This window comes from Geodermatophilus sp. SYSU D01180 (genome assembly GCF_054050415.1).
This window is the reverse complement of sequence record NZ_JBJGZH010000014.1, coordinates 89,589-105,956: the sequence shown is the minus strand read 5'-3', so window position 1 is coordinate 105,956 and position 16,368 is coordinate 89,589. Positions and strand designations below refer to the sequence as shown.

Below are 16,368 nucleotides of genomic sequence, written 5' to 3'. Positions count from 1 at the left end.
GTGAGATATCGGCCGCGCAACGATCTTGTTTCCGCCGGAACATTTAGCGCTGAGGCACTTTCGCGCCCGCGTGTCGCGTGACACTGTGACGGCCTCCCGGGGGTGGCGGCACCTCCCGGCCCGCATCGGTTGTGCCTCTCGAGGAGGACCCCATGGCGTTCGGTTGGAAGCTCTACGGCGACGGCAAGACGCCGCCACTGGGCGAGGCCGTCGCGCCCGACGAGCGACTGTCGTGGCCCCGCACCGTCGGCATCGGCGCCCAGCACGTCGTCGCCATGTTCGGGGCGACCTTCGTCTTCCCGATCGTCATGGGGCTCGACCCCAACCTCGCGATCATGATGAGCGGGATCGCGACGATCATCTTCCTGCTCATCGTGAACGGGAAGGTGCCGAGCTACCTGGGCACCAGTGCCTCGTTCGTCGGTGGCGTCGTCGCCGTCCGGGCACAGGGCGGCGACTCCAGCGACGTCGTCGGCGCGATCCTGGTCTCCGGCGTCGTGCTGGCGCTGGTCGGCGTGCTCATCCACTTCGCCGGGGTCCGGTTCCTGCACGCGATCCTGCCGCCGGCGGTGACCGGCGCGGTCGTGCTCCTGATCGGCTTCAACCTGGCCCCGGTGGTCGCCGGCATCTACTGGCCCCAGGACCAGTGGGTGGCGCTGGCCACGATGTCCTTCGTCATCGTCGCCTCGCTGCTGCTGCGCGGCTTCTGGGCCCGCATCTCGATCCTGCTCGGCCTCGTCTTCGGCTACCTGCTGTCGATCCTGCTCGACGCGACCGCCGGCCAGATCACCTCGCCCGACGGCACCGGCGAGGTCGTCACCCGCGACCGGATCAACTTCGACTCCGTCAGCCAGGCCGACTGGTTCGGCCTCCCCGACTTCACCGCGCCCAGCTTCTCCCTGAACTTCAGCCTCCTGGTGCTGCCCGCCGTCATCGCGCTGGTCGCGGAGAACGCCGGCCACGTGAAGGCCGTCGCCGAGATGACCAAGCGCGACCTGGACCCGTACATGGGCCGGGCGATCGCCGCCGACGGTGTCGCCACCGTCGTGGCCTCCTCGGTCGGCGGCTCCCCCACCACCACGTACGCCGAGAACATCGGCGTCATGGCCGCCACCCGCGTCTACTCGACCGCGGCCTACTACGTGGCGGCCCTGGTGGCGATCCTGCTCGGCCTCTGCCCGAAGTTCGGCGCCCTGATCAACATCATCCCGGGCGGCGTCCTCGGCGGTATCACCGTCGTCCTCTACGGGATGATCGGCCTGCTCGGCGCGAAGATCTGGAAGGAGAACCGGGTCGACTTCGCCAACCCGATCAACCTGGTGCCGCTCGCCGCGGGCATCATCATCGCCATCGGCAACGTGAACCTGCAGATCACCGACACCTTCTCGCTGGGCGGCATCGCGCTGGGCACCATCGTGGCGGTGCTCGGGTGGCACGTCGCCCGCGCCCTCGCGCCGGCGGAGATGAAGGCGGCGCTCGTGGCCGAGCGGGAGTACGCCGGGGGCACGGGCCCGGCGCTCGGCCACGCCGGGGCGCACGACTACAGCGCCGGGGGGCGCGAGTACAGCGCCGACCCGTCGTCGGTCGACCAGGTGGGCCGGCCCGGCGTCGACACCCGCAAGGGGACGCTCGACCGGTGAAGCCCGCACCCTTCCGCTACGCCGACCCCCGGTCCCTCGACGAGGCCCTCGACGTCCTGGCCGCCGAGCCCGGCGCCAAGGTGCTCGCCGGCGGGCAGTCGCTGCTGCCGCTGCTGGCGATGCGCCTGGCGGCACCGGCCACGCTGGTCGACGTCAACCGGGTGCCCGGCCTCGACGCCGTCGAGGCGACCGGGGACGGCGTGCGGGTGGGGGCCCTCGTCCGGCACGCACGGCTGCTCCGCGACAGCCCCGACGCGGCGGCCGCCGCCCGGGTCCAGCCGCTGCTGGCCCGGGCGACGGCGAACGTCGCCCACCCGGCCATCCGCAACCGCGGGACGACGGTCGGGTCGATCGCGCACGCCGACCCCTCCGGCGAGATGACCTCGGTGCTCGCCCTCACCGGCGGCTCGGTGACCGTGGCGACGCCGGCCGGCCGGGAGACCGTCGGCTGGCAGGACCTGTTCGTCGGGCCGCTGGAGACCTCGCTGCCCGGCGGCGCGGTCGTCGTCGACGCCTTCTTCCCCGCCCTGCCCGAGCGCTCGGGCACCGCCTTCGCCGAGATCGCCCGGCGCAAGGGCGACTACGCCGTCTGCGGGGCCGGCGTCGTCGTGACCCTCGACGCGGACCGCCGGGTGGCCGCCGTCCGCGCCTCCTACCTGTCGGTCGGGCTGGTGCCCGAGGTGCACGACCTCACCGAGGCCGTCGCCGGCAAGCCCGTCGACAGCGCCGACTGGGCCGCGGCCGGCGCGCTGGCCCGCACGCTGGTCGAGCCCGACACCGACATCCACGCCAGCGCCGACTACCGCCGGCTGCTGGTCGGCGTGCTCACCGAACGGACACTCGCCGAGGCGGCCGCCGAGGCGATCGAGAGGACCGCTGCATGACCTCCGTCGACACGGAGCGGACCGTCCGCGTGACGGTGAACGGCGTCCCGCGGGAGGTGATCGTCCCGGTGCGCCGGGTGCTCGCCGACGCGCTGCGCGACGACCTCGGGCTGACCGGCACGCACGTCGGCTGCGCGCACGGCGTCTGCGGCTCGTGCACGGTGCTCGTCGACGGCGACCCGGTGCGCTCCTGCCTGGTGCTCGCCGTGCAGGTCGACGGCGCGGAGGTGACCACCGTCGAGGGCCTGGCCCGCGAGGACCACCAGGGCGGGCAGGTGCTCCACCCGGTGCAGGAGGCCTTCCGCGAGTGCCACGCCCTGCAGTGCGGGTTCTGCACGCCGGGCTTCCTGGTGACGATCGCCGCGGGCCTCGAGGCGCGGGACGTGGGCACGGAGATCACCGAGGAGGAGGTCGACGAGCTCGTCGGCGGCAACCTCTGCCGGTGCACCGGCTACGCCAACATCAAGAAGGCCGTCCGGCACGCCGCCGCCGCGATGCAGGACCGGCAGTGACCGCCATTCGCGCGCGGAAGGCGAACGCATGACCACCAAGCTGTTCGGGGAGCCGGTCCGCCGGCGCGAGGACGCCCGCCTGATCACCGGCCGCGGCCGCTACCTCGACGACATCGGCGCCGGCGCGCTGGCCGCGGCCTTCGTGCGCAGCCCGCACGCGCACGCGCGGATCGTCGACGTCGACGTCGAGGCGGCGCTCGACGTCGAGGGCCTGGTCGCGATCTACACCTACGAGGACCTCACCGGCCCGATGGCCGAGCCGCTGCCGGTGCTCATCCCCCATCCGCAGCTGCACGCGCCGCGCACCGGGTACCCGCTGGCCAACGGCGAGGTCAACCACGTCGGCGAGCCGGTGGTCATGGTCGTGGCCACCGACCGGTACGTGGCCGAGGACGCCGCGGAGCGGATCGTCATCACCTACGAGGAGCTGCCGGTCGTCGTCGGGGTGGACGCCGCCCGGGCCGCCGAGCACGCCGTCCACGAGGAGATCCCCGACAACGTCGCCGCCCGGCACCACCAGGAGACCGGCGACGTCGAGCCTGCGCTGGCCGCCGCCGCGCACACGCTGTCGTTCACCCAGTACATCGAGCGCAGCGCCTGCACGCCGCTGGAGGGCAAGGGCGTGCACGCCCGCTGGGACGCCGACGACGGCAGCCTGCGTGTGCACTCCAGCACCCAGGCCTCGACGTCGGTGCGCGCGGCGATCGCCGCCAAGCTCGAGCTGTCGCTGGACCGGGTCGAGGTGATCGCGCCCGACGTCGGCGGCGGCTTCGGCGTCAAGATCGTGCACCCGTGGCCCGAGGAGCTGCTGGTGCCCATGGCGGCGATCCGGCTGGGCCGCGAGGTCAAGTGGGCCGAGGACCGGCGCGAGCACTTCGTCTCCAGCGCGCACGAGCGCCAGCAGCGGCAGGAGATCACCGTCGGGTACGACGACGACGGCCGGATCACCGCGCTCGACGTGCACGTCTGGCACGACAACGGCGCCTACACGCCCTACGGGATCATCGTCCCGATCGTGACGGCGACCCAGCTGGTCGGCCCGTACGTGATCCCCGTGTACCGGGTGGTCGTCGAGAGCGTCTACACCAACACCGTCATCGTCACGCCCTACCGCGGGGCCGGGCGGCCGCAGGGCTGCTACGCGATGGAGCGGACGATGGACCGCATCGCCGACGCGCTCGGCCTCGACCGCGCCGAGGTGCGCCGGCGGAACCTGATCACGCCCGACCAGTTCCCCTACGACCACCGCCTGACGTTCCAGGACGGCCGGCCGGTCATCTACGACTCCGGGGACTACCCGGGGCTGCTGGACAAGCTCGTCGCGCTGGTCGGCTGGGACGAGGCCGCCGCGCTGCGCGCGGACGCGGAGGCGCGCGGGAGGCTGCTCGGCGTCGGCATGGCGCTCTACGTGGAGGGCACCGGCCCCGGGCCGTACGAGGGCGGGCACGTGCAGGTCCTCGGCAGCGGCAAGGTGCTGGTCTCCACCGGGCTGACCTCGCAGGGCCAGGGGCACGAGACGGTGTTCGCGCAGATCGTCGCCTCCGAGCTGGGGGTGCCGATCGAGGACGTCGAGGTGCACACCGGCGACACCCGGCGCTTTGGGTACGCCGTCGGGACGTTCGCCTCGCGCGCCGCGGTGATGAGCGGCAACGCCGTCGCGCTGGCCGCCCGCGGGGTGCGGGAGAAGGCGCTGCGGATCGCCGCCGAGGTGCTCGAGGCCAACCCGGAGGACCTGGAGATCGACGAGGGCCTGGTGCAGGTCAAGGGGACGCCGGGGGCGTCGATCCCGCTGCGCACGGTCGCCGTCCTGTCCAACCCGCTGCGCTACGCCTTCGACGAGGCGGCCAAGCAGGCCACCCAGTTCGCCACGCACGACGACAGCAAGCCGCCGGTCGCGCCCGGGGACGCGCCGGGCCTGGAGCACCGCGACTACTACTCGCCCATCCGCTCGACGTTCGCCTCCGGCGCGCACGCGGCGGTGGTGGAGATCGACCCGCGGACGTGGGAGATCGACGTCGTCCGGTACGCGGTGGTGCACGACTGCGGCAACGTGGTGAACCCGATGATCGTCGAGGGCCAGGTGCACGGCGGCGTCGCCCAGGGCGTGGGCGGGGCGCTGTACGAGCGGATGGCCTACGACGCCGACGGGCAGCTGCAGAACGCGTCGTTCATGGACTTCCTCATGCCCTACGCCTCCGAGGTGCCCGACGTGGTCATCGACCACCAGGAGACGCCGTCGCCGCTGAACCCGCTGGGGATCAAGGGCGCCGGCGAGGCGGGGGTCATCCCCGGGACGGCGGCGATCGCCTCGGCGATCGAGGACGCCACCGGGCGGCGGATCGCGTCGATGCCGATCTCGCCGACCGAGCTGTACGACCTGATGAGAGACGAGACGGCGGAGCGGACGCAGGCGTCCCTCCAGACGGGAGTGCCCGCGTGAACCTCGACGGCTCGGCGGTGCTGCACGGCACGCCCGAGGAGGTCTGGAGGGTCGTCACCGACCCGGCCGTGCTCGCGCGGACCATCCCCGGCTGCGAGTCGCTGCAGCGCACCGGCGAGGACGAGTACCGGATGGACGTCTCGGTCGGCGTGGGCGCCATCCGCGGCACCTACGCCGGCGAGGTCCGGCTGACCGACCAGCAGCCGCACTCGTCCTACGTCATGCACGCCTCCGGCGCCGGCGCCCCGGGCAACGTTCGGGCGAAGGTGACCATCGACCTGGAGCCGCACGAGGAGGGGACGACGCTCAGCTACTCGGCCGACGCCGTCGTCGGCGGGCCGGTGGCCGGGGTCGGGCAGCGGATGATCTCCGGCGTCGCCAAGCGGATGGCCGGGCAGTTCTTCGCCGCGATCGACCGCGAGCTCACCGAGGGCGCCCCCGTGGCCGCCGCGCCGGCCGCCACCCGCGCGACCTCGGCCGCGGTCAGCTCGACCGAGGCGCCCGCGGCCGTGCCCGCGGGGACGCCGGCCGGGCCCGAGCCGCAGGTCTTCCGCGGCACGAAGGCCCCGACGGCGGCGCCGTCGTCGGAGCTGCAGACCCTCGCCGTCGGCGCGCTCGGCGGTGCCGGGCTCACCCTGCTCGGCGTCCTCGTCGGCTGGCTGCTCGGCCGCCGTCGCTAGACGCGCGCCGAGGGCGGCCCCGGCGGGTGCCGGGACCGCCCTCGGGCGGGGTGGTGCGGATCAGAGCGGCAGCGGGTTCCCGCAGATGTTGCTCGGGATGCTGCCGTCGCAGGCGTTGTCGCGGAACTGCAGGCCCGGACCGGGCGCCCCGATGAAGGGCGGGATCGGCGGCACGACGTGGATGTCGACCCTCCCGAGCTGCGAGCTACCCGTCGCCGGGTCGAACACGAAGCCGCGGTTGTCACCGAAGGTGTTGGCCACGACCGCGACGTTGGACACCTGTCCCGGGTTCGCGATGCCCTGCGGCGCCGGCGGAGGCGGCGGCAGGAAGGTCAGCAGCACGAGCCCACCGGTCGGGAAGGTCAGCGGCGGCGCGTTCGGCGGGATGAACTGGGCCGGCGGGATGGTCGGGACGTGGTCCCGGATGACGTTTCCGCTGACCTGGACGTTCGACGCGTTCACCACGGCCATGCCGACACCGGAGATCCGCTGGTCGCCCTCGCGACCCTGCAGGCACCACCGGTTGTTGGCCGCCGACGTGTTGCCGGTGATCCGCCAGTCGCCGCCCTCGACGTTGCGGGTGCGGTCGGGGATCTCCGTGCCGGAGTCGTCGAAGGTCAGGATCCCGATGCAGTTGCCGGTCAGGGTGTTGGCCTCGACCTTCCCGCCGCTGGACTCGCGGAGGAAGATGCCGAGGTTGTAGCCGTCCACGTGGTTGTGGGCGACGAGCGACTCGGAGTTCGCCGAGTCACCGATGGAGATGCCGGCGGTGCCGGAGTCCGGCGCCTCACCGGGGCCGGCCCGGTCCACGCCCTGCTCCACGTTCCCCACGATGTGGTTGTGCCGCGAGTCGGCCGCGAGGATCCCGTACCGGTCGTGCCCGCTGCCCTTGGTGTTGGTGACCGTGAAGCCGTCGGCGCCCCAGGCGGCGATGCCGTTCGCCGTGTGGTTCTTCGTGCGCAGGTCCTTGACCACGACGGGGCTGTCCGGGTTGAGGAAGAACAGGCCGGAGACGTTGTCGGCCAGGGTGGCGTCGTCGTCCTCGAGGTCGGCGGCGTTCGTCGCCTCCCAGCACGGGGTCCGCGCGGGCTCCCCGCCCTTCCACCGGATGGTGGTCTGGTTGCGGCCGGCGCCCTGGATCGTCAGGCCCTTGTCCACGATGCACACGGCCTCGGTGTAGGTGCCGGGGGCGATCCGGACGGTGTCGCCCGAGGCGGCCTGGTCGACGACGGCCTGGATGGACTCACCGGGCTTGACGTCCCAGGTGCGGGGGCCGCCGTACGCCGACGCGATGCCGGCGGGGAGCGCGGCGAAGAGCAGGACCCCGGCACCGGCGGCCGCCGTGACGCGTGCGGCTCTGGCGCGGGTCCTCGTCCTCGTCGTCGTGGATGGGTCCATGGGGTGGCCTCTCTGGTCTGCGGCCGCTCCCGGGCAGGCGCCCGGGGACGGGACAGGCCCCCGGCAACCTGTGAGGGGCGCGCGGGGAACCTGTGAGGAACCTGGCAACGCGGCACACCATCCACGGGCGGAACGGGACCGTCCACGGGTCAGGAGTGTGAACCTGGGCCCGCCCGAGGTCGTACGACCGGCCCGGGGAGGGCCCCGTTCCACCGTCGGGCGAGGGCGGCCACCGACCCCGGGAGGGCGCCTCCGCCCCAGGTCGCACACCCCCGGTCGGATTCGGGACGAAGGACCCTCACGGCGTCGACAGCGCGAGACGGGCGCGGGCAGAGTCCCCGCATGACGACCGCCCCCGAGACCGTCGGCCGGCGCTCCGCACCACTCCCGGCGGCGCCCGGTCCGTCCCTCCCCGACACGGTGGTCACGACCGACCGGCTCACCAAGCGCTACGGCTCCCGGACGGTCGTCGACGCGCTGTCGCTGCAGGTGCGCCGCGGCGAGGTCTTCGGCTTCCTCGGCCCCAACGGCGCCGGCAAGACGACGACGCTGCGGATGCTGCTCGGCCTGGTGCGCCCGACCAGCGGGTCGGCCACGGTGCTCGGCCGCCCGGCGGGCGCGTCGGTGGCCGGGGTCGGGGCGCTGGTCGAGGGCCCCGGGCTCTACCCCTTCCTCTCCGGCCGGGACAACCTGCGGGTCCTCGCCCGCTACGCCGGCGTCGGGACGGCGCGCATCGACGCGGTGCTCGGCACCGTCGACCTCACCGACCGCGCCGGCGACCGCTTCGGCACCTACTCCCTGGGCATGAAGCAGCGGCTGGGCATCGCCGCGGCGCTGCTCAAGGACCCGGAGCTGGTCGTCCTCGACGAGCCCACCAACGGGCTGGACCCGGCGGGGATCAGCGAGGTGCGGGGCCTGCTCCGCCGGCTGGCCGCGGAGGGCCGCACCGTCGTCCTGTCCAGCCACCTGCTCGGCGAGGTCGAGCACCTGTGCGACCGGGTCGCGGTCGTGGCATCGGGCCGGCTGGTCGTGGAGAGCACCGTCGAGGAGCTGCGGGGCCTGGGCCGGCTCGTCGTCGACGCGCAGCCGCTGGACGCCGCCGTGGCGGTCGCGTCGCGGCTGCTCGGCCCCGACCGGGTGTCGGTCGTCGACGGTGCGCTGCACCTGCAGGCCGCGCCCGGCGAGACCGCGGCGGTCAACCGCGCGCTGGTCCGCGCCGACGTCGACGTCACCGGGCTGCGGCAGGAGGCGCGCACGCTGGAGGAGGTCTTCCTCCAGCTCACCGGCGACCGGACCGCCGACGGGGACCCGCCCCCGGAGCCGGCACCCGCGCGGCGGACGCGCCGGGGTGCGCGGTGAGCGCGGCGGCCGCCGTCGCGGGGCCGGTCCCCCGCTCCGCCGGCTCCCTGCCGGCGATCGTCGGCGCCGAGCTGCTCAAGCTGCGCCGCCGCCCGGCGACCTGGGTGCTGCTCGGCCTGTGGCCCGCGCTGCAGCTGGTGTTCAGCCTGGTCATCCCCTACACCAGCTACCGGCGCGGCTCCTCCTACGAGGGCAGCCCGCCGGAGGCGCTGCTGGCCGACACGCTGCCCGACCGGCTGGTCGGCAACGCACTGTCGGGCCTGCCGCTGTTCGGCGGCGCGCTGCTGCTGACCCTCGGCGCGCTGCTGGCCGGAAGCGAGTACGGCTGGGGGACGCTCAAGACGCTGCTCGCCCAGGGGCCGCGGCGGACCACCGTCCTCGCGGGCCAGGTGCTGGCCCTGCTCACCGTCCTCGCCGGCACGGTCGCGTTCAGCCTCGCGCTCACGGCGGGGGTCAGCGCACTGATCGCCGGCGTCGAGTCCGCGCCCGCGGACTGGCCCGGGATCGGCGAGATCGCCCGCGGCTTCGGTGGCGGCCTGCTCGTGGCCGCCACGTGGGGCGCGCTCGGCATGCTGCTCGGGACGGCGCTGCGCGGCACCGCGCTGGCCATCGGGCTGGGCCTGGTGTGGGTGCTCGCCGTCGAGAGCCTGGTGGTCAACGTAGCCGCGCCGCTGCTCGAGGTCTTCGACACCGTGCAGCGGGCGCTGCCGGGGGTCAACGCCGGGTCGCTGGTGGCCGCGCTGGCCGGGGACCCGGTGCGCACGCCGGGCGTCGTCGCGGTGGTCGACGGCGGCCAGGCCGCCTGGGTGCTGGGCGCCTTCCTCGCCGGCGCCGTCGCGCTCACCGCCCTGCTGCTGGCCCGCCGCGACCTCAGCTGAGCGTGACGGAGGGCCCTCCCCCTGCGGGGAGGGCCCTCCGTCACGCCGCGGGCGAGTGGTCCCGGTTGACGAGGATGGCCAGCTGGGTCCGGCTGCGCAGGCCCAGCCGCCGCATCGAGGCGGTGAGGTGGCTCTTCACCGTCGCGAGGCTCAGGAACAGCCGGCGCGCGATCTCCTCGTTGCTCAGCCCCTGCGCCACGAGCTCGGCGACCTCCCGCTGCCGCTCGGTGAGCCGGTCCAGCGCGCGGTCGGGAGCCTCGGCCGGCGGGGTGGGGTCGGTCAGGTAGCGCACCAGCTGGCTGGTGGCCGAGGAGTCGATGGCCGGCTCGTGCCGGGCCAGCGCGCGCACGGCCTCGACCAGCCGCGCGGCGGCCGAGCAGCGCGGCAGGTAGCCCCGCACCCCGGCCCGCAGGACGTGCACCAGCTCGGGCCCGGCCTCGCGCGGCTCGGCCAGCACGAGGACCGCGGTCCCCCGGCGGCAGAGGTCACGCAGCAGCGGCAGCGTGGCGCCCTCGACCAGGCCCTGGCGGGCGACGACGACCTGGGTGGGCACGTCGTCGACGGCGGCGAGCGCCCCGGGCAGGTGGTGGGTCTCGGCGACGACGGCCATGTCCGGCTCGGCCTCGAGGACCTCCCGCAACCCCAGCCGGAAGACCTCCCGGTCCTCGCACAGCAGCACCCGGACCAGGCTGGACGGCGGCCGGATGGCGAGCGGGCGCACCGGCCGCGGGACCTGGCGCGGGCGGGGCGGCGCGCCCCGTCCCGGAACCGGCACGCCCGGTGCGGGACCGACGGGGCGCCGTGGTCTCGGCGCGGCGGGACCGTGACCCCGCAGGACGTCGTCGGAGCTCATGCCTTCCCCCTGTCCGGGTGGCTGACGGGACCTGGACCGGGGTCTCCGGCCGAGTGGAACCCGTCCGTCTCAGTCGGACGCGCCGAACGGTAGCGCGCAACCGTCCGGTGTTGCCAGGCAATCTGCACGGCGTTCACAGGTGCCGTCCAGCTTCGTGTGCGTGGCGCGCGGGAGTCCTCCCGGTGTGTGCGCCGGGCGTGTACGGAGAGTGTCGGGCCGGGCACGGAGGTCAGCCGCCGACGGGCCCGGCCTCCCACCCGGTCCCGGGCCGGGCGGTGCGGTTGACGTGGATGGCCAGCTGTGTCCGGTCGCGCAGGCCCAGCCGGCGCAGGGCGACGGTGATGTGGCCCTTCACGGTCGCCCGGCTCACCTGCAGCCGGGTGGCGATCTCCGCGTTGGTCAGGCCCTCGGCCACCAGCTCGGACACCGCCTGCTGCCGGGCGGTGAGCGGGTTGCGCCCGCCCGGGTCCTCGGTCCCGGCCGAGCTCCGCGCGCCGTCGAGGTGGTGCAGCAGCTCCCCGGTGACGGCGGCGTCGAGCAGCGTCTCGCCGCGCACCACGGCCCGCACGCCCTCGACCAGCCGGTCGGAGCTGACGGTGGTGTAGACGTAGCCGCGCGCGCCGGCGCGCAGCGCCTCGACCAGGTCGCCGCCGCTCCCGGCCTCGCCGAGCAGGACGACCCGGGTGCCGGCCGCGGTCAGGTCCCGCACCAGGTCGGTCATCGCCGTCCCCTGGGCGCCCAGGCCGAGCAGGGTGACGTCGGGGTGCAGCTCGGTGGCCAGCTCCAGCGCCCGCGTCGCGTCGGCCGCCTCCGCGACGACGACGAGGTCCGGCGCCCAGCGCAGCACCGCGCGCAGGCCGTGCCGCAGCACCTCGTGGTCGTCGCAGATCAGGACGCGCGCCGGGGCCCCGGGAGGCCGCGACCCGTCCCGCGGTGGGGTGACGCTCTCCCCTGGCTCGCCGCCCATGCGTCCGCTCCGCTCAGGTCCGGCCCCCGTGCCGTTTCCCCAGGACCGGGAAGCTAGCGACGGACGGTGACCCGACGCCACCGGTCCGCGACGTGGTGAGCGCGATGAGATGCCGGATTTCATACCCGGGTCGTGGTCCCCTGGCCAGAAGGACGGCCTCGCCCCCGTCCGCGGGCGCTGGGCCGGAGGACGCGCCACCCCCTCCGGCCGGTGCCCGCCCGGGCGACGGGCCGACCCCTCCCCCGGGCGGGCGCGACGGATCCGACCCGTGGCCGCTGTCGGGAGGCCGCGCCGCCGCCCTAGCGTCGCCGGGCATCCGTCCCCGGCCCGCCGGCCGCACCGGTTCGCCGGCCCCCTGCCGGCCCACAGCGACGCTGGAGTGCCCGTGCACCAGACGATGATCATCGCGAGGATGACCCCCGCCGACGCGGACAAGGTCGCCGACGTCTTCGCCCGCTCCGACGCGACGTCGATGCCGTACGAGATCGGGGTGCGGCGCCGGCAGCTGTTCACCTTCCACGACCTCTACGTGCACCTGATCGAGTTCGACCGCCCCGAGCAGGAGGCCATGGCGGTCGCCCAGTCGCTGCCGGCGTTCCGCGCGGTCAGCGAGGAGCTGCGGCCCTACATCGTCGCCTACGACCCGAACTGGCGGTCGCCGCGGGACGCCATGGCGCGCCGCTTCTACGAGTGGTCGGCGGAGCGGTCGTGACCGCGACGACGCCGGCCCGGCCGCACGCCGCGGCGCCCGGGACGGTCGACTGGGTGAGCTGCCCCAGCTGCGGCTGGCTGCTCTACCGCAAGCGCCTGGACCGCAACCTGTCGGTCTGCCCCGAGTGCGACCACCACCTGCGGCTGGGCGCCCGCGCGCGGATCGCGCTGCTGGCCGACGACGGCACCTTCGACGAGCACGCCTGCCCGCCCGGGCCCGCCGACCCGCTGGCCTTCACCGACCTGCGCGACTACCGCGACCGGCTGCACGAGGCCGCCGCCCGCTCCGGCGAGAGCGAGGCCGTCGTCCTCGGCACCGCCCGCATCGGCGGCACCCCGGTGGTCCTCGCCGCGATGGACTTCGGCTTCCTCGGCGGCAGCATGGGCATCGAGGTGGGCCGCCGCGTCAGCGCGGCCGCGGACCTCGCCCTGCAGCGCGGCCTGCCCCTGGTGACCGTGTGCGCCAGCGGCGGCGCCCGCATGCAGGAGGGCGTGTTCTCGCTGTTCCAGATGGCGCGGGTCAGCCACGCCTTCGCCCGGCTGCACGAGTCCGGCCTGCTGTCGGTCTGCGTGCTCACCGACCCCACCTACGGCGGGGTGTCGGCGTCGTTCGCCACCCTGGCCGCCGTCCTGGTCGGCGAGCGCGGCGCGCACGTCGGCTTCGCCGGCCCGCGGGTGGTGCAGGAGACCATCCGGGCCGAGCTGCCCAGCGACTTCCAGACCGCGGAGTTCCTGCTGGCCCACGGCCTGGTCGACCGGGTCGAGAGCCGCGCGGAGCTGCGCCCCCTGCTGGTGCGGCTGCTCGAGCTGCACGGCCGCCGTCCCGCTCCTCCCCCGGCCGCCGCCCCGGTGCCGGCACCGGAGGCGCCCGGGGACGGGACCCCGGCGGACGACGCGCAGGACGCCGACGCCTGGGACGTCGTCCAGCGGGCCCGGGTCGCCGGCCGGCCCACGACGCTGGACTACCTGCACACCGTCTTCGACGACTTCGTCGAGCTGCACGGCGACCGCGCGTTCGCCGACGACCCGGCCGTCGTCGGCGGGGTCGCCGTCCTCGACGGGCGCCCGGTCGTGGTGATCGGCCACGAGAAGGGCCACTCGGTCCGCGAGCGGGTGGCGCGCAACTTCGGCATGCCGCACCCCGAGGGCTACCGCAAGGCGATGCGGCTCATGAGCCACGCCGAGACCTTCGGCCTGCCGGTGGTCACGCTGGTCGACACCCCCGGGGCGCACCCCGGGCCGGCGGCCGAGGAGCGCGGCCAGGCGCACGCCATCGCCGAGACCATCATGCGCAGCAGCCGGCTGCGGGTGCCCGTCGTCGCGGTGCTGACCGGCGAGGGCGGCAGCGGCGGGGCGCTGGCGCTGTGCACCTCCGACCGGCTGCTGGTGCTGGAGAACGCCTACCTGTCGGTGATCAGCCCGGAGGGCTGCGCCGCGATCCTCTGGCGGACGGCGACCGCCGCGCCCACCGCCGCGCGGGCCATGCGCCTGGGCGCGCCGCACCTGCGGGCCAGCGGCATCGCCACCTCGGTGGTGCCCGAGCCGCCCGGCGGCGCCGACGCCGACCCGCTCGCGGCCGCCGGCCTGGTCCGCGCCGCGCTGGTGCGGGAGCTCGACGAGCTCGCCCGGCTCGACGTCGGCACCCTGCTCGGCACCCGGGCCGCCCGGCTGGCCCGCATCGGCGGCGACGGCGACCGGCCGCTGCGGGTCGTCGCCCCCGCACCCGAGGGGGGTGGCGGGGATGCGGCCCGCTGAGCTGCAGGCGCGGCCGGGATCGACGGTGGAGGAGCCGGTGGCCGGGGACGAGGGCCGCAGCCTGCACGACGAGGTCGTCGAGCTCGCCCGCGCCCTGCCCGGGCCGCTGCGCCGGCTGACCGTCCGCAGCGGCGACCGCGCCGTCGAGGTGGAGTGGGCGGCCGACGCCGTCCCCGCGGCCCCCCTGCCCGCGCCGGCGCCCGGCGGCCTGCAGGCCGTGGCCGCGCCGACCGGACCGGCCGCGGTCCCGGAGCCGGCGGGCGAGGAGCCCGAGGTCCCCGAGGGCGCGATCGCCGTCCGGGCGCCGCTGGTGGGCACCTTCTACGCCGCGCCCTCCCCCGGCGCCGAGCCGTTCGTGCGGGTCGGCGACGAGGTCGAGGCCGGCCAGACGCTCGGGATCGTCGAGGCGATGAAGCTGATGAACCCGATCGTGGCCGACTCCGCGGGCGCGGTGGCCGAGATCCGCGTCGGCGACGCCGAGTCGGTCGAGTACGACCAGGTCCTGGTGGTCCTGCGCCCGTCCGGGGGGCCGCGGTGATCGGCCGGCTGCTCGTCGCCAACCGCGGCGAGATCGCCGTCCGGGTCGCCCGCGCCTGCCGGGAGCTCGGCATCGAGGTGGTCGCCGTGTACTCCACGGCCGACCGGCGCTCCGCCGTCGTCGAGATGGCCGACGAGGCGGTGCACATCGGCCCGCCGGCGCCCCGGGCCAGCTACCTGCACGTGCCCAACGTCGTCGAGGCGGCGCTGCGCAGCGGCGCCGACGCGGTGCACCCCGGCTACGGCTTCCTCTCCGAGGACCCCGACTTCGCCGAGATCTGCGAGGCCGAGGGGCTCACCTTCGTGGGCCCACCGCCGGAGGTCATGCAGCAGATGGGCAACAAGGCCACCGCGCGGCGGCTGATGGCCGCGGCCGGCCTGCCGCTGCTGCCCGGCGTGGTGGACCCGGTACGCACCGCCGAGGAGGGCCTGGCGATCGCCGCGGAGATCGGCTACCCGGTGATCATCAAGGCCGCGGCCGGCGGCGGCGGCCGCGGCATGACGGTGGTGCACGACCCCGCCGACTTCGCCGAGGCGTTCGCCACCACCCGCACCGTCGCCCGGGCGGTGTTCCGCGACCCCACCGTCTACGTCGAGCGCTACCTGTCCGGCGCCCGGCACGTCGAGGTCCAGGTGCTCTGCGACGCCCACGGCGCGGGCGTGTACCTCGGCGAGCGGGACTGCTCGCTGCAGCGGCGCCACCAGAAGCTGCTGGAGGAGGGCCCGGCCGGGCACCTCACGCCGGAGCAGCGGGCCGGGCTCGGCGAGCTGGCGGTCCGCGGCGCGCTGTCGGTCGGCTACACCGGCGCCGGGACCGTGGAGTTCCTCGTCGACGACGCCGGGCGCGCGTACTTCATGGAGATGAACGCCCGCATCCAGGTCGAGCACCCGGTCACCGAGCTGCTGACCGGCGTGGACCTGGTCCGCGAGCAGCTGCTGGTGGCCGGCGGCGAGCGGCTGCGGCTGCGGCAGGAGGACGTCGTGGTGCGCGGCGCGGCGATCGAGTGCCGGATCAACGCCGAGGACCCCGCCCGCGGGTTCGCCCCCGCACCCGGCCGGCTCGACGTGCTGCGCGTCCCCGACGGCCCGTGGACCCGCTTCGACACCGGCTACCGCCAGGGCGACGAGGTCAGCCCGCACTACGACTCGCTGCTGGGCAAGCTCGTCGTCTGGGCGCCCGACCGCGAGCAGGCCGTGCGCCGGATGGACCGGGCGCTGGCCGAGCTGCGCGTCGAGGGCCCCGGCGTGCACACCACCGCCGCCCTGCACCGCGCGCTGCTGCGCGACCCCGACGTGCGCGCCGACCGGCACGACGTCCAGTTCCTCGACCGCCGGCTGCCCGACCTGGTGGCCCGCGCCGCGGCCATCGCCGCGTCCCGGGAGCCGGCCCTGCCCGCCTCGCGCGGCGCGCTGCACCTCGTCCCGTCCGGCGCCCCCGCCGGTCCGGCGTCCGTCCCCCACTCCCGTCCCGAGGAGGACCCACCCATGTCCGCTGCCCCGTTCACCCAGGCCGACCTCATGCAGCTGCTCACCGAGAAGGCGGGCCTGCCGGCCGAGGCGCACACCGACGACCCCGACGCCCGCTTCGCCGACGTCGGCCTGGACTCGCTGGCCTTCCTGTCCATGCAGACCGAGCTGCAGGACCGCTTCGGCACCGCGATGCCCGACGACAGCCCCGACAACTACACGTTCGGCGAGATCGTCGAGGCCGTCTCCGCGGCCCAGGCGCAGCCGGCGTAGCCCACCCCGTCCCG

Annotated in this window: 14 protein-coding genes; 11 read left to right on the top strand and 3 right to left on the bottom strand. The window is 75.3% G+C overall.

Going from position 1 to position 16,368, the window contains the following annotated elements; genetic code table 11:
- Nucleotides 1-152: 152 nt before the first annotated feature.
- The 5 genes from ACI8AA_RS14480 to ACI8AA_RS14460 are packed head-to-tail and all read left to right on the top strand — an operon-like array spanning nt 153 to nt 6,156.
- A complete protein-coding gene (locus tag ACI8AA_RS14480) occupies nt 153-1,640 on the top strand; it encodes a uracil-xanthine permease family protein (protein ID WP_457045104.1) in 1,488 nt (495 codons plus the stop codon).
- On the top strand, nt 1,637-2,524 hold the full coding sequence (locus ACI8AA_RS14475; RefSeq protein ID WP_457045103.1) for an FAD binding domain-containing protein: 888 nt from the start codon (nt 1,637-1,639) through the stop codon (nt 2,522-2,524). The genes ACI8AA_RS14480 and ACI8AA_RS14475 overlap by 4 nt, the downstream gene beginning before the upstream one ends.
- Nucleotides 2,521-3,036: a (2Fe-2S)-binding protein gene (locus ACI8AA_RS14470; RefSeq protein ID WP_457045102.1), complete on the top strand. Its 516-nt coding sequence runs from the start codon at nt 2,521-2,523 to the stop codon at nt 3,034-3,036. The genes ACI8AA_RS14475 and ACI8AA_RS14470 overlap by 4 nt, the downstream gene beginning before the upstream one ends.
- Nucleotides 3,037-3,064: 28 nt before the next feature.
- Nucleotides 3,065-5,476 carry an aerobic carbon-monoxide dehydrogenase large subunit gene (gene cutA, locus ACI8AA_RS14465; protein WP_457045101.1) on the top strand — a complete coding sequence of 804 codons (2,412 nt, stop codon included), beginning with the start codon at nt 3,065-3,067 and terminating at the stop codon, nt 5,474-5,476.
- Nucleotides 5,473-6,156 carry an SRPBCC family protein gene (locus ACI8AA_RS14460; protein WP_457045100.1) on the top strand — a complete coding sequence of 228 codons (684 nt, stop codon included), beginning with the start codon at nt 5,473-5,475 and terminating at the stop codon, nt 6,154-6,156. The genes cutA and ACI8AA_RS14460 overlap by 4 nt, the downstream gene beginning before the upstream one ends.
- A gap of 60 nt (nt 6,157-6,216) precedes the next feature.
- On the opposite strand, the gene ACI8AA_RS14455 is transcribed toward ACI8AA_RS14460, so the two are convergent.
- Nucleotides 6,217-7,554, bottom strand: a complete 1,338-nt coding sequence (locus ACI8AA_RS14455; protein WP_457045099.1) for a right-handed parallel beta-helix repeat-containing protein — start codon at nt 7,552-7,554, stop codon at nt 6,217-6,219.
- Between the two features lie 342 nt (nt 7,555-7,896).
- Here ACI8AA_RS14455 and ACI8AA_RS14450 point away from each other — a divergent pair, with 342 nt between their 5' ends.
- Complete coding sequence (locus ACI8AA_RS14450) at nt 7,897-8,913, top strand: ABC transporter ATP-binding protein (RefSeq protein ID WP_457045098.1); 1,017 nt, start codon at nt 7,897-7,899, stop codon at nt 8,911-8,913.
- Nucleotides 8,910-9,791 (top strand): ABC transporter permease, encoded by an 882-nt coding sequence (locus tag ACI8AA_RS14445; protein ID WP_457045097.1) that lies wholly within the window; start codon nt 8,910-8,912, stop codon nt 9,789-9,791. Before ACI8AA_RS14450 ends, ACI8AA_RS14445 begins: the two co-directional genes overlap by 4 nt.
- 40 nt (nt 9,792-9,831) lie before the next feature.
- Here ACI8AA_RS14445 and ACI8AA_RS14440 read toward each other — a convergent pair whose 3' ends face one another.
- Nucleotides 9,832-10,512: a LuxR C-terminal-related transcriptional regulator gene (locus ACI8AA_RS14440; RefSeq protein WP_457045096.1), complete on the bottom strand. Its 681-nt coding sequence runs from the start codon at nt 10,510-10,512 to the stop codon at nt 9,832-9,834.
- A 361-nt stretch (nt 10,513-10,873) separates the two neighbouring features.
- Nucleotides 10,874-11,611 (bottom strand): LuxR C-terminal-related transcriptional regulator, encoded by a 738-nt coding sequence (locus tag ACI8AA_RS14435; protein WP_457045095.1) that lies wholly within the window; start codon nt 11,609-11,611, stop codon nt 10,874-10,876.
- 397 nt (nt 11,612-12,008) lie between these two features.
- Between ACI8AA_RS14435 and ACI8AA_RS14430 the strand changes: the two genes are divergently transcribed.
- The 4 genes from ACI8AA_RS14430 to ACI8AA_RS14415 are packed head-to-tail and all read left to right on the top strand — an operon-like array spanning nt 12,009 to nt 16,354.
- Nucleotides 12,009-12,323: a TcmI family type II polyketide cyclase gene (locus ACI8AA_RS14430; RefSeq protein WP_387991358.1), complete on the top strand. Its 315-nt coding sequence runs from the start codon at nt 12,009-12,011 to the stop codon at nt 12,321-12,323.
- Entirely contained in the window at nt 12,320-14,077 is a 1,758-nt protein-coding gene (locus ACI8AA_RS14425) for an acetyl-CoA carboxylase carboxyltransferase subunit alpha (protein ID WP_457045094.1), read from the top strand. The genes ACI8AA_RS14430 and ACI8AA_RS14425 overlap by 4 nt, the downstream gene beginning before the upstream one ends.
- Nucleotides 14,064-14,615, top strand: a complete 552-nt coding sequence (gene accB / locus ACI8AA_RS14420) for an acetyl-CoA carboxylase biotin carboxyl carrier protein (protein ID WP_457045093.1) — start codon at nt 14,064-14,066, stop codon at nt 14,613-14,615. The genes ACI8AA_RS14425 and accB overlap by 14 nt, the downstream gene beginning before the upstream one ends.
- Entirely contained in the window at nt 14,612-16,354 is a 1,743-nt protein-coding gene (locus tag ACI8AA_RS14415) for an acetyl-CoA carboxylase biotin carboxylase subunit (RefSeq protein WP_457045092.1), read from the top strand. The genes accB and ACI8AA_RS14415 overlap by 4 nt, the downstream gene beginning before the upstream one ends.
- Nucleotides 16,355-16,368 lie beyond the last annotated feature (14 nt).